Annotated in this window: 18 protein-coding genes; 6 read left to right on the forward strand and 12 right to left on the reverse strand. The window is 73.3% G+C overall.

The genetic code is table 11. From position 1 onward, the window contains the following. Window positions 1-41 precede the first annotated feature (41 nt). The 3 genes from AC3ET3_RS10950 to AC3ET3_RS10960 form a co-directional block, all read right to left on the reverse strand. Window positions 42-1,502 carry a glutamate synthase subunit beta gene (locus AC3ET3_RS10950; protein ID WP_432135999.1) on the reverse strand — a complete coding sequence of 487 codons (1,461 nt, stop codon included), beginning with the start codon at window positions 1,500-1,502 and terminating at the stop codon, window positions 42-44. Then, on the reverse strand, window positions 1,495-6,126 hold the full coding sequence (gene gltB, locus AC3ET3_RS10955; RefSeq protein ID WP_432136082.1) for a glutamate synthase large subunit: 4,632 nt from the start codon (window positions 6,124-6,126) through the stop codon (window positions 1,495-1,497). The genes AC3ET3_RS10950 and gltB overlap by 8 nt, the downstream gene beginning before the upstream one ends. 380 nt (window positions 6,127-6,506) lie before the next feature. Beyond that, complete coding sequence (locus AC3ET3_RS10960; RefSeq protein ID WP_432135998.1) at window positions 6,507-7,238, reverse strand: VIT1/CCC1 transporter family protein; 732 nt, start codon at window positions 7,236-7,238, stop codon at window positions 6,507-6,509. Between the two features lie 256 nt (window positions 7,239-7,494). On the opposite strand from AC3ET3_RS10960, the gene AC3ET3_RS10965 reads away from it, so the two are divergent. From AC3ET3_RS10965 to AC3ET3_RS10990, 6 genes are all read left to right on the forward strand, one after another. Continuing rightward, window positions 7,495-8,523, forward strand: coding sequence for an ADP-ribosylglycohydrolase family protein (locus AC3ET3_RS10965; protein WP_435612034.1), 1,029 nt, complete (start codon window positions 7,495-7,497; stop codon window positions 8,521-8,523). Window positions 8,524-8,879: 356 nt separating this feature from the next. Beyond that, on the forward strand, window positions 8,880-10,226 hold the full coding sequence (locus AC3ET3_RS10970) for an ADP-ribosylglycohydrolase family protein (RefSeq protein WP_488191824.1): 1,347 nt from the start codon (window positions 8,880-8,882) through the stop codon (window positions 10,224-10,226). 8 nt (window positions 10,227-10,234) lie between these two features. Continuing rightward, entirely contained in the window at window positions 10,235-11,446 is a 1,212-nt protein-coding gene (locus tag AC3ET3_RS10975) for an ADP-ribosylglycohydrolase family protein (RefSeq protein ID WP_432135995.1), read from the forward strand. Next, the gene (locus tag AC3ET3_RS10980) at window positions 11,434-12,801 is read left to right on the forward strand and encodes an ADP-ribosylglycohydrolase family protein (protein WP_435612036.1); all 1,368 of its coding nucleotides are present in this window, start codon (window positions 11,434-11,436) and stop codon (window positions 12,799-12,801) included. Before AC3ET3_RS10975 ends, AC3ET3_RS10980 begins: the two co-directional genes overlap by 13 nt. Next, the gene (locus AC3ET3_RS10985) at window positions 12,798-14,045 is read left to right on the forward strand and encodes a CaiB/BaiF CoA transferase family protein (RefSeq protein ID WP_432156608.1); all 1,248 of its coding nucleotides are present in this window, start codon (window positions 12,798-12,800) and stop codon (window positions 14,043-14,045) included. The genes AC3ET3_RS10980 and AC3ET3_RS10985 overlap by 4 nt, the downstream gene beginning before the upstream one ends. Next, window positions 14,042-14,869 (forward strand): HpcH/HpaI aldolase/citrate lyase family protein, encoded by an 828-nt coding sequence (locus AC3ET3_RS10990; protein ID WP_432135992.1) that lies wholly within the window; start codon window positions 14,042-14,044, stop codon window positions 14,867-14,869. Before AC3ET3_RS10985 ends, AC3ET3_RS10990 begins: the two co-directional genes overlap by 4 nt. 110 nt (window positions 14,870-14,979) lie before the next feature. Here AC3ET3_RS10990 and lgt read toward each other — a convergent pair whose 3' ends face one another. The 9 genes from lgt to AC3ET3_RS11035 form a co-directional block, all read right to left on the reverse strand. Then, the gene (lgt, locus tag AC3ET3_RS10995; RefSeq protein ID WP_435612037.1) at window positions 14,980-16,107 is read right to left on the reverse strand and encodes a prolipoprotein diacylglyceryl transferase; all 1,128 of its coding nucleotides are present in this window, start codon (window positions 16,105-16,107) and stop codon (window positions 14,980-14,982) included. A gap of 82 nt (window positions 16,108-16,189) precedes the next feature. Beyond that, window positions 16,190-16,969 (reverse strand): DsbA family protein, encoded by a 780-nt coding sequence (locus AC3ET3_RS11000; RefSeq protein ID WP_435612038.1) that lies wholly within the window; start codon window positions 16,967-16,969, stop codon window positions 16,190-16,192. Window positions 16,970-17,040: 71 nt separating this feature from the next. Then, the gene (trpA, locus tag AC3ET3_RS11005) at window positions 17,041-17,859 is read right to left on the reverse strand and encodes a tryptophan synthase subunit alpha (RefSeq protein WP_432135989.1); all 819 of its coding nucleotides are present in this window, start codon (window positions 17,857-17,859) and stop codon (window positions 17,041-17,043) included. Next, window positions 17,856-19,139 (reverse strand): tryptophan synthase subunit beta, encoded by a 1,284-nt coding sequence (gene trpB, locus AC3ET3_RS11010; RefSeq protein ID WP_432135988.1) that lies wholly within the window; start codon window positions 19,137-19,139, stop codon window positions 17,856-17,858. The genes trpA and trpB overlap by 4 nt, the downstream gene beginning before the upstream one ends. 57 nt (window positions 19,140-19,196) lie before the next feature. Continuing rightward, entirely contained in the window at window positions 19,197-19,445 is a 249-nt protein-coding gene (trpM, locus tag AC3ET3_RS11015; protein WP_432135987.1) for a tryptophan biosynthesis modulator TrpM, read from the reverse strand. 21 nt (window positions 19,446-19,466) lie between these two features. Next, on the reverse strand, window positions 19,467-20,276 hold the full coding sequence (trpC, locus tag AC3ET3_RS11020; protein WP_432135986.1) for an indole-3-glycerol phosphate synthase TrpC: 810 nt from the start codon (window positions 20,274-20,276) through the stop codon (window positions 19,467-19,469). A 138-nt stretch (window positions 20,277-20,414) separates the two neighbouring features. Continuing rightward, the gene (locus AC3ET3_RS11025; RefSeq protein ID WP_432135985.1) at window positions 20,415-20,831 is read right to left on the reverse strand and encodes a DUF2752 domain-containing protein; all 417 of its coding nucleotides are present in this window, start codon (window positions 20,829-20,831) and stop codon (window positions 20,415-20,417) included. Between the two features lie 87 nt (window positions 20,832-20,918). Continuing rightward, a complete protein-coding gene (locus AC3ET3_RS11030; protein WP_432135984.1) occupies window positions 20,919-21,176 on the reverse strand; it encodes an HGxxPAAW family protein in 258 nt (85 codons plus the stop codon). Window positions 21,177-21,337: 161 nt separating this feature from the next. Continuing rightward, window positions 21,338-21,997, reverse strand: coding sequence for a TIGR02234 family membrane protein (locus AC3ET3_RS11035; RefSeq protein ID WP_435612039.1), 660 nt, complete (start codon window positions 21,995-21,997; stop codon window positions 21,338-21,340). Between the last annotated feature and the right edge of the window lie 30 nt (window positions 21,998-22,027).

Genomic DNA, 22,027 nt, shown 5'->3' on the forward strand with positions numbered 1-22,027 from the left:
GTGTTCCGTACGCCGTTGTACGGGACGTTCTTGAGGGGCCGTCAGACCGTGAGCGCGCGGTCCGTCGGGCGGATCGGCGCGGGCAGGTCGCTGGCGCCGGTCAGGAACCGGTCGGCACCGCGGGCGGCAGAGCGGCCCTCGGCGATGGCCCAGACGATGAGCGACTGGCCGCGGCCGGCGTCACCGGCGACGAACACGCCCGGCACGTTGGTCTGGAAGTCGGCGTCGCGGGCGATGTTGCCGCGCGCGTCCAGCTCCAGGCCGAACTGCTCGACCAGGCCGTTCTCCTGGTCGGTGCCGGTGAAGCCCATGGCGAGGGTGACCAGCTGGGCGGGGATCTTCCGCTCGGTGCCCGGCTTCTGGGTCAGCTTGCCGTCGACGAACTCGACCTCGACCAGGTGCAGCCACTGGACGTTGCCGTCCTCGTCGCCCTCGAAGTGGGTGGTGGAGACGGAGTAGACCCGCTCACCGCCCTCCTCGTGGGCGCTGGTCACCTTGTAGAGCATCGGGAAGGTCGGCCAGGGCTGGCCCGCGTTCCGCTCCTCGCCCGGCTTCGGCATGATCTCCAGCTGGGTCACGGAGGCCGCGCCCTGCCGGTGGGCGGTGCCGACGCAGTCCGCGCCGGTGTCGCCGCCGCCGATGACCACCACGTGCTTGCCCTCGGCCGAGACCGGGGCGGTGACGTAGTCGCCCTCCTGGACCTTGTTGGCCAGCGGCAGGTACTCCATGGCCTGGTAGACGCCCTTGAGCTCGCGGCCCGGCACCGGCAGGTCACGGGCGGTGGTGGCGCCGACGGCCAGGACCACCGCGTCGTACCGCTTCTTCAGGTCGCCGGCCTTGAGGTCGCGGCCGATCTCCACACCGGTGCGGAAGCGGGTGCCCTCCGCGCGCATCTGCTCGATGCGGCGGTTGATGTGCCGCTTCTCCATCTTGAACTCGGGGATGCCGTAGCGCAGCAGACCACCGACGCGGTCCGCGCGCTCGTAGACGGCGACGGTGTGGCCGGCCCGGGTCAGCTGCTGGGCGGCGGCCAGACCCGCGGGGCCGGAGCCGACGACGGCGACGGTCTTGCCGGACAGGCGCTCCGGGATCTGCGGGGCGACGTCCCCGGTCTCCCACGCCTTGTCGATGATCGAGACCTCGACGTTCTTGATGGTGACCGGCGGCTGGTTGATGCCGAGCACACACGCCGACTCGCACGGCGCCGGGCAGAGCCGGCCGGTGAACTCCGGGAAGTTGTTGGTGGCGTGCAGGCGTTCCTGCGCGGCCGACCAGTCCTCCCGGTAGGCGTAGTCGTTCCACTCGGGGATCAGGTTCCCCAGCGGGCAGCCGTTGTGGCAGAACGGGATGCCGCAGTCCATGCAGCGGCTGGCCTGCTTGCTGATGATCGGCAGCAGGGAGCCGGGGACGTAGACCTCGTTCCAGTCCTTGACGCGCTCCTCGACGGGGCGGGACCTGGCGACCTCGCGGCCGTGGTTCAGAAAGCCCTTCGGGTCAGCCATTGATCGCCGCCTCCATCATCTTCTCGGTGATCTCGGACTCGGTCAGTCCGGCTCGCTCGGCGGCGTCCTTGGCGGCGAGCACTGCCTTGTACGTGCTGGGGATGATCTTGCTGAAGCGGGTCACGGCGGTGTCCCACTCCGCGAGCAGCTTCTCGGCGACCGTGGACCCGGTCTCCTCGGCGTGACGGCGCACCACGCCGTGCAGCCACTGCTGGTCGTCCTCGCTCAGCGCCTCGATCGAGTCGAGGTTGCCGACGTTGACGTTGTCGCGGTCCAGATCGATGACGTAGGCGACGCCGCCGGACATGCCGGCCGCGAAGTTGCGGCCGGTCTCGCCGAGGACCACCGCGTGACCGCCGGTCATGTACTCGCAGCCGTGGTCGCCCACGCCCTCGGACACGACCAGCGCGCCGGAGTTGCGGACGCAGAACCGCTCACCGGTGCGGCCGCGCAGGAACAGCTCGCCGCCGGTCGCGCCGTACGCGATGGTGTTGCCCGCGATCGTCGAGTACTCGGCGAGGTGGTCGGCGCCCCGGTCCGGGCGGACGATCACGCGGCCGCCGGAGAGGCCCTTGCCGACGTAGTCGTTGGCGTCGCCCTCCAGGCGCAGCGTGACACCGCGCGGCAGGAAGGCGCCGAAGGACTGGCCGGCGGAGCCCGTGAAGGTGATGTCGATGGTGTCGTCGGGCAGGCCCGCGCCGCCGAACTTCTTCGTCACCTCGTGGCCGAGCATGGTGCCGACCGTGCGGTTGATGTTGCGGATGGCGACCTGGGCACGCACCGGCTGGGCGTCGTCGGCCGAGTCGGCGGACAGGGCGTCGGCGGCGAGCTTGATCAGCTCGTTGTCGAGCGCCTTCTCCAGGCCGTGGTCCTGCGCGATCAGCTGGTGGCGGACCGCCTCCTCGGGCAGCGCCGGCACGTGGAACAGCGGCTCCAGGTCCAGGCCCTGCGCCTTCCAGTGGTCCACCGCTCGCTCGACGTCGAGGATCTCGGCGTGGCCGACGGCCTCCTCGATGGAGCGGAAGCCCAGCTCGGCGAGGAGTTCGCGGACCTCCTGGGCGATGAACTGGAAGAAGTTGACCACGAACTCCGGCTTGCCGGTGAAGCGGTCGCGCAGCGTCGGGTTCTGGGTCGCGATGCCGACCGGGCAGGTGTCCAGGTGGCAGACGCGCATCATCACGCAGCCGGAGACGACCAGCGGGGCGGTCGCGAAGCCGAACTCCTCGGCGCCCAGCAGCGCGGCGATGATCACGTCGCGACCGGTCTTCAGCTGGCCGTCGGTCTGCACGACGATGCGGTCGCGCAGGCCGTTGAGCAGCAGGGTCTGCTGGGTCTCGGCGAGGCCGAGCTCCCAGGGGCCGCCCGCGTGCTTCAGCGAGGTCAGCGGGGAGGCACCGGTGCCGCCGTCGTGACCCGAGATCAGCACGACGTCCGCGTGGGCCTTGGAGACGCCCGCGGCGACCGTGCCGACGCCGACCTCGGAGACCAGCTTGACGTGGATCCGCGCCCGAGGGTTGGCGTTCTTCAGGTCGTGGATCAGCTGGGCCAGGTCCTCGATGGAGTAGATGTCGTGGTGCGGCGGCGGGGAGATCAGACCGACACCCGGGGTCGAGTGACGGGTCCTGGCGACCCAGGGGTACACCTTGTGGCCGGGCAGCTGGCCGCCCTCGCCGGGCTTGGCGCCCTGTGCCATCTTGATCTGGATGTCGTCCGCGTTGACCAGGTACTCGCTGGTGACGCCGAAGCGGCCGGAGGCGACCTGCTTGATGGCGCTGCGCCGGGCCGGGTCGTACAGGCGCTCCGGGTCCTCGCCGCCCTCACCGGTGTTGGACTTGCCGCCCAGCTGGTTCATGGCGATGGCGAGGGTCTCGTGCGCCTCCTTGGAGATGGAGCCGTACGACATGGCGCCGGTGGAGAAGCGCTTGACGATCTCGCTGACCGGCTCGACCTCGTCGACGGAGATCGGCTGCCGGTCCGACTTGAAGCCGAACAGGCCGCGCAGCGTCATCAGCCGCTCGGACTGCTCGTTGACCCGCTCGGTGTACTTCTTGAAGATGTCGTACTTGCCCGAGCGCGTGGAGTGCTGGAGGCGGAAGACCGTCTCCGGGTCGAACAGGTGCGGCTCGCCCTCGCGGCGCCACTGGTACTCGCCGCCGATGTCCAGCGCGCGGTGCGCCGGGGCGATGCCGGAAGCCGGGTACGCCTTGGCGTGGCGAGCGGCGACCTCCTGGGCGACGACGTCGATGCCGACGCCGCCGATCTTGGTGGCGGTGCCGTTGAAGTACTTCTCGACGAAGTTCTCGTCCAGGCCGACGGCCTCGAAGACCTGCGCGCCGCGGTAGGAGGCGACGGTGGAGATGCCCATCTTGGACATGACCTTCAGCACGCCCTTGCCGAGGGCGTAGATCAGGTTCTTGATGGCCTTCTCGGGCTCCATGCCGTCGAGGAAGGTGCCCGCGCGCAGCAGGTCCTCCACCGACTCCATCGCCAGGTACGGGTTGACGGCGGCGGCGCCGTAGCCGATGAGCAGGGCGACGTGGTGGACCTCGCGGACGTCGCCGGCCTCGACCAGCAGGCCCACCTGGGTGCGCTGCTTGGTGCGGATGAGGTGGTGGTGGACGGCAGCGGTGAGCAGCAGGGAGGGGATCGGCGCGTGCTCGGCGTCGGAGTGGCGGTCCGACAGGACGATCAGGCGGGCGCCGTTCTCGATGGCGGCGTCGGCCTCGGCGCAGATCTCCTCGATCCGCGCGGCCAGCGCGTCGCCGCCGCCGTGCACCCGGTACAGGCCGGACAGGGTCGCGGCCTTGAAGCCGGGCATGTCGCCGTCGGCGTTGATGTGGATGAGCTTGGCCAGCTCGTCGTTGTCGATGACCGGGAAGGGCAGGACGACGGAGCGGCAGGAGGCGGCGTTCGGCTCCAGCAGGTTGCCCTGCGGGCCGAGCGCGCTGCGCAGGGAGGTGACCAGTTCCTCGCGGATGGCGTCCAGCGGCGGGTTGGTGACCTGCGCGAACAGCTGGGTGAAGTAGTCGAAGAGCAGCCGCGGGCGGTCGGAGAGCGCGGCGATCGGCGAGTCGGTGCCCATGGAGCCGATCGGCTCGGCGGCGCTGCGGGCCATCGGCGCGAGGATGACGCGCAGCTCCTCCTCGGTGTAGCCGAAGGTCTGCTGGCGGCGGGTGACCGAGGCGTGGGTGTGGACGATGTGCTCGCGCTCGGGCAGGTCGCCCAGCTCGATCTCGCCGGCCTCCAGCCACTCCGCGTAGGGGGCCTCGGCGGCGAGCTGCGCCTTGATCTCGTCGTCCTCGATGATGCGGTGCTCGGCGGTGTCGACGAGGAACATCCGGCCGGGCTGCAGCCGGCCCTTGCGGACCACCTTGGCGGGGTCGATGTCGAGGACGCCGACCTCGGAGCCGAGGACGACCAGGCCGTCGTCGGTGACCCAGTAGCGGCCGGGGCGCAGGCCGTTGCGGTCGAGCACGGCGCCGACCTGGGTGCCGTCGGTGAAGGTGACGCAGGCGGGGCCGTCCCAGGGCTCCATCATCGTGGAGTGGAACTGGTAGAAGGCGCGCCGGGCCGGGTCCATGGAGTCGTGGTTCTCCCACGCCTCCGGGATCATCATCAGCACGGAGTGCGGCAGGGAGCGGCCGCCGAGGTGCAGCAGCTCCAGCACCTCGTCGAAGGAGGCGGAGTCGGAGGCGTCCGGGGTGCACACCGGGAAGATGCGCTCGATGGCCTTCTCGTCCGCACCGCTGTGCCCAGGGTCGGCAGAGCCGAACAAGTCGGAGACCAGCTGCGACTCGCGGGCGCGCATCCAGTTGCGGTTGCCCTTGACGGTGTTGATCTCACCGTTGTGCGCGACGAAGCGGTACGGGTGGGCGAGCGGCCACGACGGGAAGGTGTTCGTGGAGAACCGGGAGTGCACGAGCGCGATCGCCGAGCCGAAGCGGCGGTCGGACAGGTCCGGGAAGAAGGGCTCCAGCTGGCCGGTGGTCAGCATGCCCTTGTAGACGATCGTGCGCGCGGACAGCGACGGGAAGTAGACGCCCGCCTCGCGCTCGGCGCGCTTGCGCAGTACGAACGCCTTGCGGTCGAGAGCGATGCCCGTGGCGGGCGCCGCGGCACCGTCGGTGACGAAGATCTGCCGGAAGACCGGCATGGTCGACCGGGCGGTGGCGCCGAGCAGCTCCGGGGCGACGGGGACCTCGCGCCAGCCGAGGACGGTGAGGTCCTCCTCGGCGGCGATCGTCTCGATCTGTGAGACGGCGTCCTGGGTGCCGTCCTCGGGGAGGAAGGCGATGCCGACGGCGTAGGAGCCGGCCTCGGGCAGCTCGAATCCGGCCACCTCGCGGAAGAAGGTGTCGGGCACCTGGGAGAGGATGCCGGCGCCGTCTCCGGAGTCGGGCTCGGAGCCGGTGGCGCCACGGTGTTCGAGGTTGCGCAGTACGGTCAGCGCCTGCTCGACCAGCGTGTGGCTCGCCTCACCGGTGAGGGTGGCCACGAAACCGACGCCGCACGCGTCGTGCTCGTTGCGGGGGTCGTACATACCCTGCGCAGCAGGGCGAGCATCCATGAACGACCAGTTCTGGCCATTCGCGGAGTGCTGGGACGGCTGGCGCGGCGTACGCATCGGCTCTCCCGTCGTCGTCATCTGGCATATGCGAAGTGCCGAGGGACGACGTTGGCCCTCTGCTGAGTTGCACGTGGGTGCGAAATTTCGTGCAGGTTACATGATGGAGCGGTTCTCGGGAACCGGATACTCCGTTCCAGCATGCGGACGCCACAGGGTCGCGGCACAGGCCGCGCGCGGCGGCCGAAAATATAGGGGGGCCGAACGGGACAGATCGATGTCCGTCGACCCGGAGAACGGAACGGGCACCGTCGCCCACCCCGCGAGTGTGCCGCAGGCGTCATTGCCCACAGCGCTTACGGCTCATGCCCGGTGTTCAAGCATCCGAAACCAGTCAGTAACGGCTACTTATGCAGTCCCTTGCATAAGTGCCGGACGCCCTATCCTACGGCCGTACCGAACAGGCCGCCCAGGGCGTACGTCACACCGGCCGCCGCACCGCCGAGCGCCAGCTGCCGCAGCCCGCTGTACCACCAGGAGCGGGCGGTCACCCGGGCCACGACCGCGCCGCAGGCGAAGAGTCCGATCAGCGCGACCAGCACCGCCGGCCACAGCGCGGTGGCCCCGAGCAGATAGGGCAGGACGGGCAGCAGCGCGCCGAGCGCGAAGGCGCCGAAGGAGGACACCGCGGCGACGGCCGGCGAGGGCAGGTCGGAGGGGTCGATGCCCAGTTCCTCGCGGGCGTGTATCTCCAGGGCCTGCTCGGGGTCCCGGGACAGCTGCCGGGCCACCTGCCGGGCCAGCTCCGGCTCGACGCCGCGGGCCTCGTAGAGGGCGGCGAGTTCGGCCTCCTCGTCCTTCGGGTGCTTCCTGAGCTCCCGCCGCTCCACGTCGAGTTCGGCCTCGACGAGCTCCCGCTGGGAGGCGACCGAGGTGTACTCGCCGGCGGCCATGGAGAAGGCCCCGGCGGCGAGCCCGGCCAGGCCGGTGAGCACGATGGTCTCGCGCCCGACGGACCCTCCCGCGACACCGGTCATCAGGGCGAGGTTGGAGACCAGGCCGTCCATCGCGCCGAAGACCGCGGGCCGAAGCCAGCCACCGTTCACATCGCGGTGCGTGTGATTGTCGCGGTGGGCTTCGTGCAGCGCCGCCTCGGTCTCGATGAGGGCCATGAGGGTCTCCCGGAAAGCTTAGCCAAAGCTAACTTTGGATCGATTCTACTTTTCGACAACACGGACCTTACGCCGTGGATTCCCCCGCCGCCAGCAAGGAAAGGCTGGGCTTAGCTGCGGTTTTACCTTCGCTTGCGCCTCCGGGCGGCCCTGCCCTCGCACACCGACCGGGTGACTCTGAGGCCGACGAGGCGGCAGTCAACCGCCAACGGTGGGACAGATCGCTGGGACAGATCCGCAAAGGAGAGGCGGAGACATGGCATCGATCGCCCCCGTCCCCGCGGTGGCGGCACCCGGCACCGGCACCGCGCCGCGCGACCGGGCCCGGGGCGCACTGCTCGGCCTGGCCGTCGGGGACGCCCTGGGCGCCCCCGCGGAGAACATGAAACCGTCGGAGATCCGCGCCCGCTGGGGCCGCGTCACGGGCTTCGTCGCCGAGCAGCCGGCGGGCACCGACGACACCGAGTACGCGATCTTCTCGGGCCTGCTGCTGGCCCGGCACGGCTCGGCGCTCACCCCGGCGCACGTGGAGGCGGCCTGGCACGCCTGGATCGCCGACCGCGACGAGGGTCCGTTCCGGGGGGCGGGCTTCAGCGAGCGGGGCACGCTGGAGAACCTGCGCCGGGGGCTCGCGGCCCCCATCTCCGCCCAGCACCGGCACGCCTGGAGCGACGGCCTGGCCATGCGCGCGGCCCCCTTCGGGGTGTTCGCCGCGGGCCGCCCGGCGGAGGCGGCCCGCCTGGTGGCGATCGACGGCTCGGTGAGCCACGACGGCGAGGGCATCTACGGCGGCCAGGCCGTCGCGGCCGGGGTCGCGGCGGCCATGGCCGGGGCACCGCTCCTCGCCGTGATCGCCTCCGCGCTGGCGGTGATCCCCGACGACTCCTGGACGGCCCGGTCACTGCGCAGGGCGGTGGCCGTGGCGCACCGCGGCGAACGGGCCGTCCGCTCGGCCGTCGTCATCGGTGGCTATCCCTGGACGGACCTGGCCCCCGAGGCCGTCGCCCTCGCGTTCGGCGCGTACGCGGCGGCGGACGGCGACTTCCGGGAGGCGGTGCTCACGGCCGTCAACATGGGCCGGGACGCGGACACCACGGCGGCGGTGGCGGGCGCCCTGGCCGGCGCCGGTCAGGGCGCCCGCGCCATCCCCGCCGACTGGGCCGCGGCCATCGGCCCCGCCCGAGGCAGTTGCCTGCCCGCCATGGCCGGCCACCACATCCTGGACGTCGCCGAGCTCCTGGTCCCCGAGGAGGCCGCCAAGTGGCCCCCGGAGGCCGCCCGATGACTCCACCGACCCCGTGGGACACCACCGCTCCCCCGGCCGGCCCGGAACCCTCCGGGGATCCCGGACCGGAGACCGAGTCGCCCAGCGCCCCGGGCACGACCCCGCCCCCGGCCACCGCCGCCCTGGCACCGTCCGGCCCACGGACGGCGGCCCTCACCCGGCCGGGCACCGTCCCGGAACCCGCCCCGGAGACCGGCACGCGCCTCACCCCCTGCGCACCTCCCGTCCCGCAGACACCCGCCAACGGCGAGTGGCCCCCACCGGTGGAGGCGTTCCTCCCTCCCTCCGGTGACGGATGGCGGGAGGGCCGGAGACACCCCACCGGAGGTGAGACCTGGCCCGGGGCCGATACCGGCGTGGCCGGGACTGAGACGGAGACCGGGGCCGACACCTGGGCCGGGATTCAGACGGAGACGGAGACCCGGGCCGATACCTGGGTCGAGACCGAAACCCGAACCGACACCTGGGCCGAGACCGGAACCGATACCTCGGCCAAGACCGGGACAGAGACCGGAACCGACACCTGGGCCAAGACCGAAACCGGTACCGAGACCTGGGCCGAGACGGAAACCGGCCCACAGGCCGAGACCGGGCAACGCGTCGCCGGCCTCCTCCTCGGCCTCGCCGCGGGCGACGCCGCCGGCTGGCCCGCCGCCCGTCACCGAGCCGGCCGCCTCCCCGAGTGGACCCGGCGCCTCACCCGGGAACTCGACACCTTCGCCGAACACAACGCCACCACCACCCTCCCGGTCCCCATCGCCCTCAATCAGCCCCCCGAACCGCTCCGTCTCGGCCCCTCCGACGACGCCGAGTGGGCGGCCTTCACCGCGGAGGCGGTCCTGCGTGCCGGAGACGGCACCACCCTCGACGACCTCACCCGCGCCCGCCGCACCCGAGCCGCGATCGACCTCGCCTGGAACGCCCTCGCCGACGAGATCGCCGCCGCGGCCGACCGCGCTCCCGAGGTGGAGTCCGCGGTCCTCCCCCTGCGCGCCCGCATCTCCGTCCGCGCCGGCCTCGGCAACCTCGCCGCCGGCCTGCGTCCGCCCGCCACCGGCCACGACAACCCCCACTACTTCGACGACGCCGCCTGTGTCCGCGCCTGCGTGCTGGCCGTGGCCCATCCCGGCGACCCGGACGCCGCCGCCGACCTCGCCGAGTTCGACGCCCGCTACACCCAGGACGGCGACGGGGTGCACGGCGCCCGCGCGATGGCCGCGGCCGTCTCACTCGCCCTGTCCGGAGCCGGCGTGGAGGCGTGCGCGACGGCCGCGCTCACCCAGCTCCCGGAGGCCACCGAGATCGGCCGCAACGCCCGCCACGCCCTGCACCTGGCCCGCACCGCCGACAGCGCCTTCGCTCTGGTCCCCCTCCTGGAACACCAGATCGTCGACCACGTCTACAGCTACGGCATCGCCGCCGCGGAGACCGTCCCGGTGGCGCTGGCCCTCGCCCTCGCCGCGCACGGCCGGATCGCCGAGGCGGTCCCGGCGGCCGCCTGCCTGTCCCGGGTCGCGGACTCCGCCCCCGCGCTGGCCGGCGCGCTCACCGGGGCCCTGGGCGGAGGCTCGGCGATCCCCGACTCCTGGCGCACCACCTGCCGCACACTCTCCGGCTGCGCCCTGCCCCGCCTGACCGGTACCGACCTGGTCGAACTCGCCGGACTCCTGGTAGCCGCGCACCACCCGCCGACAAGGGGATGATTCCCCCCATGGCGACGGAAACAGACAAAAGCCCGGAAACTGGAAACGTCCCGGCGGAGACAGCGGCTTCCGCACCCCCGCTGACCGAACGCATCACCCACGCCCTGGTCGGCGCCGCCGTCGGCGACGCCCTCGGCGGCCCCGTCGAGGGCTACTCCCCCGACCAGATCCTCGAACGCCACGGCGGCCGGATCCACGGCGTCGTCGGCCCCTGGAACGGCGACGCGTGGCGCACCGCCCGCCCCCTGGCGCCTTACCACAAGGGAGACGGACACGTCACCGACGACACCCTGATGACCCACGCGCTGGTCAGGGTCTACGCCGAGGTCCGCGACCACCTCGACGCCTACTCCGTCGCCGACCACCTGGTCCCCGACCTGATGACCACCCCGCGCTGGATCCCCGAACTGGAGGCCGAGGCGCTGCCCCTGCACCGCGTCTTCCTGGCGGAGAAGTGGCTGGTGGCCCGCCTCCACTACGGCCATGCCGATCCCCGCGAGGCCGGCGTCGGCAACATCGTCAACTGCGGCGCGGCGATGTACATGGCCCCGGTGGGCCTGGTCAACGCCGCCGACCCGAGGGCCGCGTACGCCGAGGCACTGGACATCGCCGGCGCCCACCAGTCGTCGTACGGCCGTGAGGCGGCCGGTGTGTTCGCGGCGGCGGTCGCGGCGGCCTGCGCCCCCGGGGCGACACCGGAGTCGGTCGTCTCGGCCTGTCTGGCCCTGGCCAAGGACGGCACCCGCGAGGCCGTCGACCGGGTCTGCGAAGCGGCCCGCGGGCATCAGGACTTCGAGTCCGCCCTGCGGCCCCTGCGCGAGGCCGTGGCCCCCTACGACACGGTCGGGCCGGACTACCGCAGTCCCTCCCTGGGCGCCCGCCGCCCCTCCCGGCTGCACTCGATCGAGGAACTCCCCGTCGCCCTCGGCATGCTGCTGGTGGCGGGCGGCGACCACCGCCGGGCGGTGCTGGGCTCGGTCAACTACGGCCGGGACTGCGACTCGATCGCCACCATGGCCGGCGCCCTGGCCGGCGCGCTCGGCTCGCCGCCCCCGCGCGAGTGGGCCGAGCAGGTCGCACGGGCCAGCCGCCTGGATCTCTGGGAACCCGCGCGCACCCTGGCCGGGGTGGCCCGGGAGATCCACGCCAAGGACGTCCGCCGCCGGCGCGCCCACGAGGCGGCCGTCACCGCCCTCGGAGGCCCGGAATGCTCCGCCTGACCTGGGTGCAGCCGGAGGACCTGCTCGGCCACGAACTGCGTCAGGCCGCCCTGGACGGCCGTGAGCCGTCGGCCGTCGCGGCCCGCTGGGCGGCGGCGGGCGGGCCCCCGGCACCCGAGCGTGCGGGCGCCTCGCCGCACCCGCCGTCCCGGTACCTGCGCCGGCTCGCCGAGGACCTGCTGGACGAACTCGCCGAGCTGCCCAGCGCGCTGGCGGACGACGAGCCGACCGGCCTGGAGCGGATCAAGGCGCTCTGCCCGGACTGGCCGACCCGGCCGGCGGGCCCTCCCACCGCCCTGGACCCCGCCCGCGCCGAAGCCGCCTGGCTGGGCCGGGCCGCGGGCTGCCTGCTCGGCAAACCCGTCGAGAAGCTTCCCCTCACCGCCATCCGCGCGCTGGCGCGGGCCGCCGGCAACTGGCCGCTCGCCGCGTACTTCACCGCGACCGGTGTCCCCCGCGCCCTCCTGGACGCCCACCCCTGGAACCGCCGCTCGGCCGCCACCTCCCTCGCCGAGAACATCGACGGCATGCCCGAGGACGACGACCTCAACTACCCGCTGCTGAACCTCCTCCTGCTCCAGCGCCACGGCCGCGCCTTCACCACCGAGGACGTGGCCGGCCTCTGGCTGGCGGAACTCCCCGCCGCGCGCACCTTCACCGCCGAACGGATCGCCTACCGCAACCTCCTGTGCGGCATCGAGCCCCCGCACACGGCCCGCCATCGCAACCCCTTCCGCGAGTGGATCGGCGCGCTGATCCGCGCCGACGTGCACGGCTGGACCAACCCGGGCGACCCGGCCTCCGCCGCCGAACAGGCGTACCGCGACGCGGTCCTCAGCCACACCGCGAACGGCGTCTACGCGGCGATGTTCACGGCCGCCGCGATCGCCGCGGCGGCCACCGGCGACCGGGACGTGCACGCGGTGCTGCGCACCGGCCTGAGCGTGGTCCCGCCCCGCTCCCGGCTGGCGCTGGCCGTCACCCACGCCGTCGGACTGGCCCGTGCGCACGAGGACTTCGAGGCGGTCGTCGACGCGCTCCACGCCACCCACGCCCCCCGTCACCACTGGGTCCACGCCGTCCCCAACACCGCGCTGATCGCCGCCGCGCTCACCCACTCCCACGGCGACTTCCCCGGCGCGGTCTGCCGTGCCGTGTCGGGCGGCTGGGACACCGACTCCAACGGTGCCACGGCGGGCTCGCTCGCCGCCCTGCTGGCCGGTTCCCCGACCGCGCTCCCCGAGCGCTGGACGGCACCGCTCAAGAACCGTCTGGCCACCTCCGTCGCCGGCTTCGACGGCATCGGCTTCGACACCCTGGCCCACCTCACCCACCGGGAGGCAGCCCGCCCATGACCGACACGCCCCTGGCCCCGTCCCCGGCCGACCCTCCCCCGTACCGTGCGTCGGCGGCCCGCCCTCCGCTGGCCGGCCTGCGCGTCCTCGACCTCGCCACCCTCTTCGCCGGTCCGCTGGCCGCCACCCTGCTCGGTGACTTCGGGGCGGAGGTCATCAAGGTCGAGCACCCCGCGAAGCCGGACCCGTCCCGGGGCCACGGCCCCGCCAAGGACGGGGCGGGCCTGTGGTGGAAGGTCCTCGGCCGCAACAAGCGCACCATGACCCTGGACCTGTCCACCCGCGGCGGCCGCGCCACCCTGCTCCGCCTCGCCGAGACCGCCGACGTCGTCATCGAGAACTTCCGCCCCGGCACCCTGGAGAAGTGGGACCTGGGCTGGGCGGAACTCTCCGCCGCCAACCCCCGGCTGGTCCTGGCCCGGGTCACCGCCTTCGGCCAGTTCGGCCCCTACTCCCACCGGCCCGGCTTCGGCACGCTCGCGGAGGCCATGAGCGGCTTCGCCGCGATCACCGGGGAACCGGACGCGCCCCCGACGCTGCCCCCGTTCGGCCTCGCCGACTCCATCGCCGGCCTGACCACGGCCTACGCGGTCATGACCGCTCTGGCCGCCCGCGAGAGCACCGGCCGGGGCCAGGTCGTCGACATGGCGATCATCGAGCCGATCCTGGCCGTCCTCGGCCCCCAGCCCACCTGGTACGACCAGCTCGGCCACGTCCAGCCGCGCACCGGCAACCGCTCCGCCAACAACGCCCCGCGCAACACCTACCGCACCGCCGACGGCACCTGGGTCGCCGTCTCCACCTCCGCCCAGTCCGTCGCGGAGCGCGTAATGCGCCTGGTCGGCCGCCCGGACCTGGTCGACGAGCCGTGGTTCGCCACGGGTGCCGGGCGCGCCGGGCACTCCGACGTCCTGGACGAGGCGGTGGGCGGCTGGATCGCAGCCCGCCCCCGCGACGAGGTCCTGGCCGCCTTCGAGAAGGCGGAGGCGGCCGTCGCACCGGTGCAGGACGTGCGGGACGTGATGACCGACCCCCAGTACGCCGCCCTCGCCACGATCACCACCGTCGACGACCCGGAGCTGGGCCCCCTGCGCCTGCAGAACGTCCTGTTCCGGCTGTCCGAGACGCCCGGCGCGATCCGCTGGGCGGGACGCCCGCACGGCGCCGACACGGACGCCGTCCTCACCGAACTCGGCCTGACCCCGGCCGAGCTGGCCGCCCTGCGCTCGGAGGGTGCCCTGTGAGACCCCCGCTGACCTGGCTGTACGTCCCGGGCGACCGCCCGGCGGTGGTCACCAAGGCGCTCGCCGCGGGCGCCGACGTCGTCATCGTCGACCTGGAGGACGCGGTCGCGCCCGACCGGAAGGACTACGCCCGGGCGGCCACCGCGGACCGGCTCGTGGTCCCCCAGCCCGTCCCGGTCCACGTCCGTGTCAACGCTCTGGACACCCCGTACTGCGCCGCCGATCTGGAGGCGCTGGCACCACTGCCCGGCCTGTCCGGCCTGCGCCTGCCGAAGGTGAGCAGCCCGCAGCAGATCACCCGCACCGCGCAGGCCGTCACGCCCGGCGACGGCGACCCGCCGCCGCTGTACGCCCTGCTGGAGACCGCCCTGGGGGTCGAGCACGCCTACGCGATCGCCGCGGCGCACCCCCGGGTCAGCGGCGTCTGTCTGGGCGAGGCCGACCTCCGGGCCGACCTGGGGCTGGTGGACGACCGGGGCCTGGACCACCCGCGCTCCCGGATCGTGGTCGCGGCCCGGGCGGCCGGCCTGCCACCGCCGCCCCAGTCCGTGCACCCCGACATCCGGGATCTGGAGGCCCTTGCCGCGGGGTGCGCCCACGGTCGCGCCCTGGGGTTCCTGGGCCGTGCGGCCATCCATCCCCGCCAGCTGCCGGTGATCGAACGCGCCTATCTGCCCACCCCGGAGGAGATCGAACGGGCGGAGCAGATCGTCAAGGCGGCGGAGGCGGAACCGGGCGCCCAGGCCCTCCCGGACGGCACGTTCGTCGACGCGGCGACCGTGGCGGCGGCCCGCCGCGCGCTCCTGCTCGCCCACGACCGCTGACACCGGCCCCGGACGAACGCGGGGGCGGACACGGCGAAGGGCGCCCGGGGCCCTCCGCGCGGCTGCCGCCGCCCTGGGCCCGGACGCCCTCTCAGCCGTGGAACCGGCGGTCAGCTCTTCCCGCTGGCCGACTCGGCCTCGTCCTTCTTCTCCCCGGCGGAGGCACCGTCGGCGTCCCGCGCGGCTTCCGTCTCCTTCTCGACGTCCGCGTCCGTCCTGCCGAGGTCCGTCTTCTTGCCGAGATCCGGCTTCTCCTCGGCGCCGGTCTTCTTCGCGGCGCCGGTCTTCTTCCCGCCGTCGGCCTTCTTCCCGCCGTCGGTCTTCTTCGTGGCGTCCGGCTCGACCTCGACGTCCGTCGTCGCTTCGGTGTCCGCCGTCTTCTTCGTCGTCCCGGCCGCTTCCCCGGCCGGAGCGTCGTCGGCGGCGCCCGGTTCGACGATCTCCTCACGGCCCGGCCGCTTCCTCGCCGAGATCACGATGTACGCCACCGCCAGCAGGAACACGAACAGCGCGGTCCAGTTGTTCAGCCGCAGCCCGAGGATGTGGTGGGCGTCGTCGACCCGCATGTACTCGATCCAGAACCGGCCCGCGCAGTACGCGGCGACGTACAGCGCGAAGGCCCGCCCGTGACCCAGCTGGAAACGCCGGTCGGCCCAGATGACCAGCAGCGCGACACCGATGCACCACAGCGACTCGTAGAGGAACGTCGGGTGGTAGTAGCCCGGCACCCGGCCGTCCGCGGCGGAGGTGATGTGCAGGGCCCAGGGCAGGTCGGTCTCCCGGCCGTACAGCTCCTGGTTGAACCAGTTGCCCCAGCGCCCGAACGCCTGGGCGAGCGCGATGCCGGGGGCCACGGCGTCGGCGTAGGCGGGCAGCGGGATGCCCCGGCGCCGGCAGCCGATCCACGCGCCGACCGCGCCGAGGGCGATCGCGCCCCAGATACCGAGTCCGCCCTCCCAGATCTTGAAGGCGTCCACCCAGTTCCGGCCCTCGCTGAAGTACAGCTCGTAGTCGGTGATCACGTGGTAGAGCCGGCCGCCGAGCAGGCCGAAGGGCACCGCCCAGACGGCGATGTCGGCCACCGTGCCGGCCCGTCCGCCGCGGGCGACCCAGCGTTTGTTGCCGAGCCAGACCGCGACGAAGACACCGATGATGATGCAGAAGGCGTAGCCGCGCAGCGGAAGCGGTCCGAGGTGCACGACCCCGCGCGACGGGCTGGGAATGTAGGCAAGTTCCATGGCAAGGTCGACGCTACCGTGCCCCGCCGAACCCGGGGCAGGCGGCCCGGCTACGGCTCCATAACGGGGACGGCCGGTGCGCTCACCCCTGGGCGGCCTCCTGCACCATCTTCTTCAGCTTGGCCGGGGTCATCGTCTGGTCCTGGTAGATGTTCTTGCCGTTGAAGAGCACGGTCGGGGTGCCGGTGAAGCCGCCGCTGCGGAACGCCTCGTTGGACTTGGCGACCCAGCTGTTGTGGGTGCCCTGCTCGACGCAGGCGCGGAAGGCCGGGGTGTCCAGGCCGTCGACCTTGCCGGCCAGTTCCAGCAGGCGGGCGTTGTCGCTGAACGCGTCGTCGGTCTCCGCGGGCTGGTTCTCGTACAGCACGTCGTGGTACGCGGTGAACTTGCCGGCGTCCTGGGCGCAGGCGGCGGCGTTGGCCGCGTTGCGCGAGCCGGAGCCGCCCATGTTGCCGTCGATGATCGTCGCCAGGTGGTACTCCACCTTGAGCTTGCCGGCCTCGGTCAGCTCGTGGACCGTCGAGCGGTAGGTGTCCTCGAAGTTCTTGCAGGCCGGGCAGCGGAAGTCCTCCCACACCGTGAGCGTGGAGCTGGCTCCGGCCTCGCCGACCGGGATGGCCAGGGCGTCCTCGCCCTGCGCGCCCGAGGGCGCGACGACCGGACCGGCCGCGTTCTCGCCGCCGTCGTCCTTGCCGGCGTTCGCGGCGACGACGCCGATCACCGCCGCCAGGCCCAGCACGCCGACGACGCTCGCCCCCACGATCAGTGTGCGCCGGCGCTTCTCGGCGGCCTTCTGCTTCTCGCGCTCGGCCGCCAGCCGTTCCCGGGCGGTGCGCTTTCCCTCACGGTTCTTCTCGCTCACACCCCGGAAACGAACCGGGGAGGCGCACCGTGCCTCCCCGGTCCAAGGTCCACCCCTTCGGGTGATGTCGCTCAGGCGTCGCCGCGTACGCCCTTGGCCAGCGCGTCCGCGAGTTCCCGGACGGCCCGCAGGCCGGCCGCCTCGTCGGGCGCGTCGAGCATCCGCTTGACGAACGCCGAGCCGACGATCACACCGTCGGCGAAGCCGGCCACCTCGGCGGCCTGGCCGGCGTCGGAGACGCCGAGGCCGACGCAGACGGGCAGCGCGGTGCCGGTGGCCCGGGTGCGCGCGACCAGGTCCTCGGCCTGCGCGCCCACCGACGCGCGGGTACCGGTGACCCCCATCAGGGAGGCGGCGTAGACGAAGCCGCTGCCGGCCGCGGTGATCTCGCGCAGCCGCTCGTCCCTGCTGCTGGGCGCCACGACGAAGACCGTCGCGAGGCCGTGCTTCTCGGCGTGCTCCCGCCACAGCGCCGACTCCTGCACGGGCAGGTCGGGCAGGATGCACCCGGCGCCGCCCGCCTCGGCCAGCTCGGCGGTGAACCGCTCGACGCCGTAGCGGTCGATGGGGTTCCAGTACGTCATGACCAGGACCGGCTTGCCGGTCGCCGCGAACGCCTCGCGGACCGTGCGCATCACGTCGGCGATCTTCACGCCGCCGCGCAGGGCGATGTCGTCGGCGGTCTGGATGACGGGTCCGTCCAGGACGGGGTCGCTGTGCGGCAGCCCCACCTCGACGACGTCGGCGCCGGCGTCCAGGACGGCCTTGACCGCCTCGATGCCGCCGTCGACGGTCGGGAAGCCGGCCGGCAGATAGGCGATGAGCGCGGCGCGTCCCTCCGCCCTGGCGGCGGCGAGGGTGTCCGACAGCAGCTGCGTGTTCCCGCTCACTTGGCGTCCCCCTCGATCTCGGCGGTGTCGGCGGCGTCGGCCGCCACCTCGGCGTCGGTGTCGTACAGGCCGAAGTACCGGGCGGCCGTGTCCATGTCCTTGTCGCCGCGGCCGGACAGGTTGACCACGATCAGCCCCTCGGGGCCGAGTTCCCGGCCGATCTCCAGCGCGCCGGCCAGCGCGTGCGCGGACTCGATGGCCGGGATGACGCCCTCGGTGCGGGACAGCAGGCGCAGCGCCTGCATGGCGGCGTCGTCGGTGACGGCCCGGTACTCGGCGCGGCCGCTGTCCTTGAGGTAGGCGTGCTCGGGGCCGATGCCCGGGTAGTCCAGGCCCGCCGAGATCGAGTACGGCTCGGTGATCTGGCCCTCCTCGTCCTGGAGAACGTAGGAGCGGGAGCCGTGCAGGATGCCGGGCTCGCCGACGGTCAGGGTGGCCGCGTGCTCGCCGGTCTCCACACCGTGTCCTGCCGGCTCGCAGCCGATGAGGCGGACGTCCGCGTCGGGGAGGAAGGCGTGGAAGAGGCCGATCGCGTTGGAGCCGCCGCCGACACAGGCGACGGCGGCGTCGGGCAGCCGGCCGGCCCGCTCCAGGAGCTGGCGGCGGGCCTCGACGCCGATGACCCGGTGGAAGTCGCGGACCATGGCCGGGAAGGGGTGGGGGCCGGCGACGGTGCCGAACAGGTAGTGCGTGCGGTCGACGTTGGCGACCCAGTCACGGAACGCCTCGTTGATGGCGTCCTTCAGGGTGCGGCTGCCGGACTTCACGGCGATGACCTCGGCGCCGAGCATCCGCATCCGGGCCACGTTCAGGGCCTGCCGCTGCGTGTCGATCTCGCCCATGTAGATGGTGCAGTCGAGGCCGAACAGGGCGCAGGCGGTGGCGGTGGCGACGCCGTGCTGGCCGGCGCCGGTCTCGGCGATGACGCGGGTCTTGCCCATGCGCTTGGTGAGCAGGGCCTGGCCGAGCACGTTGTTGATCTTGTGGGAGCCGGTGTGGTTGAGGTCCTCGCGCTTGAGGAACACCCGGGCGCCGCCGGCGTGTTCGGCGAACCTCGGGACCTCGGTCAGCGCGCTGGGCCGGCCGGTGTAGTTCACCAGCAGGTCGTCGAGCTCCCGGGCGAACTCGGGGTCGTTCTTGGCCTTGTCGTACTCGACGGCGACCTCGTCCACGGCGGCGACGAGGGCCTCCGGGATGAACTTGCCGCCGAAGGCGCCGAAGTAGCCCTGGGGGCTGGGGACCTGGCCGTCCGGGTCAGGGATGAAGAAGGTGCTGGGCATGCGGAAACCTCACGGTGAGAGTGTGCGGGACACAGTTCGCCGTGGGGGCAGGGATGATCAGCCGGTGGCGCCGCACTGGTGGCGGGTCGCACCCGTGCGGCATCGGCCGCGCGTCGAACAGAACCCCGCGCCCCTGGCGGGGCGCTGCCATCGACGGCCGTTGACCTGGCCGGGTTCGTCTCCGATGACGTACCGGACCCTGCGGCCGTGCACGCGCCGCGCGGGCGCGCGGCAGCCCCGGGGCCGGCAGCCGCGCGCGAGGCGGGCGTACGGGTCCCGGGCCGTCAGAGCCGTCAGGGTGGTCATCGCAGCACAGCTTAGCGAGGATCAGTCCCGGCCGTGGCGCAGAGCCGGATGTTCGCCCGCCGCCACCAGGTCGGCGACCGCGGTCTTCGGGTCGCGGCCGGTGACCAGGGACTCGCCGACCAGGACCGCGTCGGCGCCCGCGTTGGCGTAGGCGATGAGGTCGTGCGGGCCGCGGACGCCGGACTCGGCGACCCTGACGATGCCCGCCGGGATCTCCGGGGCGACGCGCTCGAAGGTGGAGCGGTCGACCTCCAGGGTCTTCAGGTTGCGCGCGTTCACGCCGATGATCTTGGCGCCCGCGTCGACCGCGCGGTCCACCTCGTCCTCGTCGTGCACCTCGACCAGCGGGGTCAGGCCGATGGAGACGGCACGCTCGATCAGCGACTCCAGGGCCGGCTGCTCCAGCGCGGCCACGATCAGCAGCGCGAGGTCGGCGCCGTACGCGCGGGCCTCCCACAGCTGGTACGAGGTGACGATGAAGTCCTTGCGCAGCACGGGAATGTCGACCCGGGCGCGCACGGCCTCCAGGTCGGCCAGCGAACCGCCGAAACGGCGCTGTTCGGTGAGGACGGAGATGACGGCGGCGCCGCCCGCTTCGTAGTCGGCGGCCAGTCCGGCCGGGTCGGCGATGGCGGCCAGCGCGCCCTTGGACGGGCTGGAGCGCTTGACCTCGCAGATGACCTTGACGCCGTCGCCGCGCAGCGCCGCGACGCCGTCCTTGGCCGCGGGTGCCTTGGCCGCGCGCTCCTTGAGCTCGTCGAGGCTGACGCGCGCCTGCCGCTCCGCGAGGTCGGCCCGGACTCCGTCGATGATCTCGTCGAGCACACTCACGCGAGCGGCCCCCTTCCTGACGGTGGACAGTTCAGCGACCGCGGGTCGGCCCATGGTCACTGCGATGGTATCCGCCGCGGGGCGCGCGCCCCGCATCCGCCCGGCACGGGTCCCACCACCTGGACATTCACGCCGTCCTCACGGATGCAGCCAACCGCCGAAGGGCAGGTTGCGGACCACGGTGAAGACCAGCAGGAACGCTCCGGCGCCCCACAGCGGCACCGGGCCGGGGTCGATCCGCAGCGGCCGTCCGCGTGCGGCGTGGACCACCCAGACGGTCCACAGCACCGCGAAGCCGAGGAGGCCGAGCACGCCGACGATGTTGTCCTGGAGCGCGGCGGTGAGGTCGCCGTGCGCGAGGGCGTGCGCGCCGCGCAGTCCGCCGCAGCCGGGACAGTAGACACCGGTGGTGGTCAGCAGCGGGCAGGCCGGGTAGTGGCCGGGCTGGTTCGGGTCGACCGTCGCCACGTAGGCGAAGGCCCCGGCGACGGCCGCGAGGGCGCCGAGGGGGAGGGCGAGCCGGACGGACGGACGGGAGGGGATCACGTCTCGCATTCTGCCCGGTGCGGTTCCGGACGGCGCCGAGGGGCGGCCGGTCGGGGGACCGGCCGCCCCTCGGGGAGCCGTGACGAGCCGGGGCGGTCAGCCCTCGACGGCGGCGGGCTCGCGCGTGGCGGCCTGCTTCGGCCGGGGCGCCGCGCCCACGTCCTTCGGCTGGCCCAGGCCCATGGAGCGCATGATCATGCCGACGACACCGCCCAGCAGCACCACCGCCATGCCCGCCCAGAAGCCCACGGGGTTGGCCATCACCATGAACGCGCCCGCGACGCAGAAACCTATGAAGGCGATGATGACACCGGTCCAGGCGGCCGGGGTGTGACCGTGGCTGCTGCCCGCCATTGCTTGCTCCTCGTTGCTTCGTGTGGGTCTGAGCGGGACGCTCGTTGCGTCCATTGTCCCGTACGGGTGCGCGTGCCGGACGCGGGGGTCGCCTCCGGTTGACGTCTGATGCGCCACACCGGCACGGCCGGACCGGGCCGGCCGCCGCTGCCGGTGCGGGCTCAGGCGGGATCGGGGTCGGGACCGGTGGGGTCCTCGCCGCGGTCGAGCGCCTTCCACATCTCCTCGGGGCGCTCCGGGTCGGCCGGGCGGGCCGTGCGGCGCGGCCGGGGGGCGCCGCCGCGCTCGTAGCGGCCGGACATGGCGGGCCACAGCCGGCCGTAGCGCAGGGCGAGCAGTCCGGCCAGGAGGATCAGGGCGCCGCCGGCGGCCGCGGCGTACGGCCAGGCGGTGTGGGTGAAGGCGGCCACCGTGGCGGAGGTGTCGCCGGAGGCCTTGGCGGCCTGCTGGTCGAGCGCGGAGCTGTCGGAGGCCCCGAGCAGCGCGGCGGTGACGATGCCGGCGCCGGAGAGGGCGAGCAGCGCGGAGACCATGAGACGGCCGGTGCGGCGCACGGCGAAGACGGCGACGAGGGCGGCCAGGCCCACTATGGCGAGCGCCGCGGGGACGCCGGTGACGTCACTGCCCCTGGCGGTCAGCGGGAAGGCGCCGCCGGCCACCGTCGCGGTGCCCTCCGCCCAGCGCTGCCGGGTGGCGAGCAGCGCGAGGGCCGCGCCGAGCGCCCCGGCCGACAGGGCGACGGCGAGGGTGCGGCGGCCGGTCCGCGCGGACGCGGCGGCGGGTTCGGAACGGGGGTGAGGTACGGCAGTCACGTACTCCACTATCGCCTGAACCCCGGGCGAACCGGCACC

The sequence above is a fragment of the Streptomyces sp. bgisy159 genome (assembly GCF_057707805.1).

Excerpts from the sequence above, each read along its gene's own strand:
- AC3ET3_RS10985 (WP_432156608.1), top strand. The coding sequence starts at position 12,798 with ATGACCGACACGCCCCTGGCCCCGTCCCCGGCCGACCCTCCCCCGTAC.
- AC3ET3_RS10980 (WP_435612036.1), top strand. The coding sequence starts at position 11,434 with ATGCTCCGCCTGACCTGGGTGCAGCCGGAGGACCTGCTCGGCCACGAA.
- lgt (WP_435612037.1), bottom strand. The coding sequence starts at position 16,107 with ATGGAACTTGCCTACATTCCCAGCCCGTCGCGCGGGGTCGTGCACCTC.
- trpB (WP_432135988.1), bottom strand. The coding sequence starts at position 19,139 with ATGCCCAGCACCTTCTTCATCCCTGACCCGGACGGCCAGGTCCCCAGC.
- gltB (WP_432136082.1), bottom strand. The coding sequence starts at position 6,126 with ATGCGTACGCCGCGCCAGCCGTCCCAGCACTCCGCGAATGGCCAGAAC.
- AC3ET3_RS10965 (WP_435612034.1), top strand. The coding sequence starts at position 7,495 with ATGGCATCGATCGCCCCCGTCCCCGCGGTGGCGGCACCCGGCACCGGC.
- trpM (WP_432135987.1), bottom strand. The coding sequence starts at position 19,445 with ATGACCACCCTGACGGCTCTGACGGCCCGGGACCCGTACGCCCGCCTC.
- AC3ET3_RS10950 (WP_432135999.1), bottom strand. The coding sequence starts at position 1,502 with ATGGCTGACCCGAAGGGCTTTCTGAACCACGGCCGCGAGGTCGCCAGG.
- AC3ET3_RS10975 (WP_432135995.1), top strand. The coding sequence starts at position 10,235 with ATGGCGACGGAAACAGACAAAAGCCCGGAAACTGGAAACGTCCCGGCG.
- AC3ET3_RS11030 (WP_432135984.1), bottom strand. The coding sequence starts at position 21,176 with ATGGCGGGCAGCAGCCACGGTCACACCCCGGCCGCCTGGACCGGTGTC.
- AC3ET3_RS11025 (WP_432135985.1), bottom strand. The coding sequence starts at position 20,831 with ATGCGAGACGTGATCCCCTCCCGTCCGTCCGTCCGGCTCGCCCTCCCC.
- AC3ET3_RS10960 (WP_432135998.1), bottom strand. The coding sequence starts at position 7,238 with ATGGCCCTCATCGAGACCGAGGCGGCGCTGCACGAAGCCCACCGCGAC.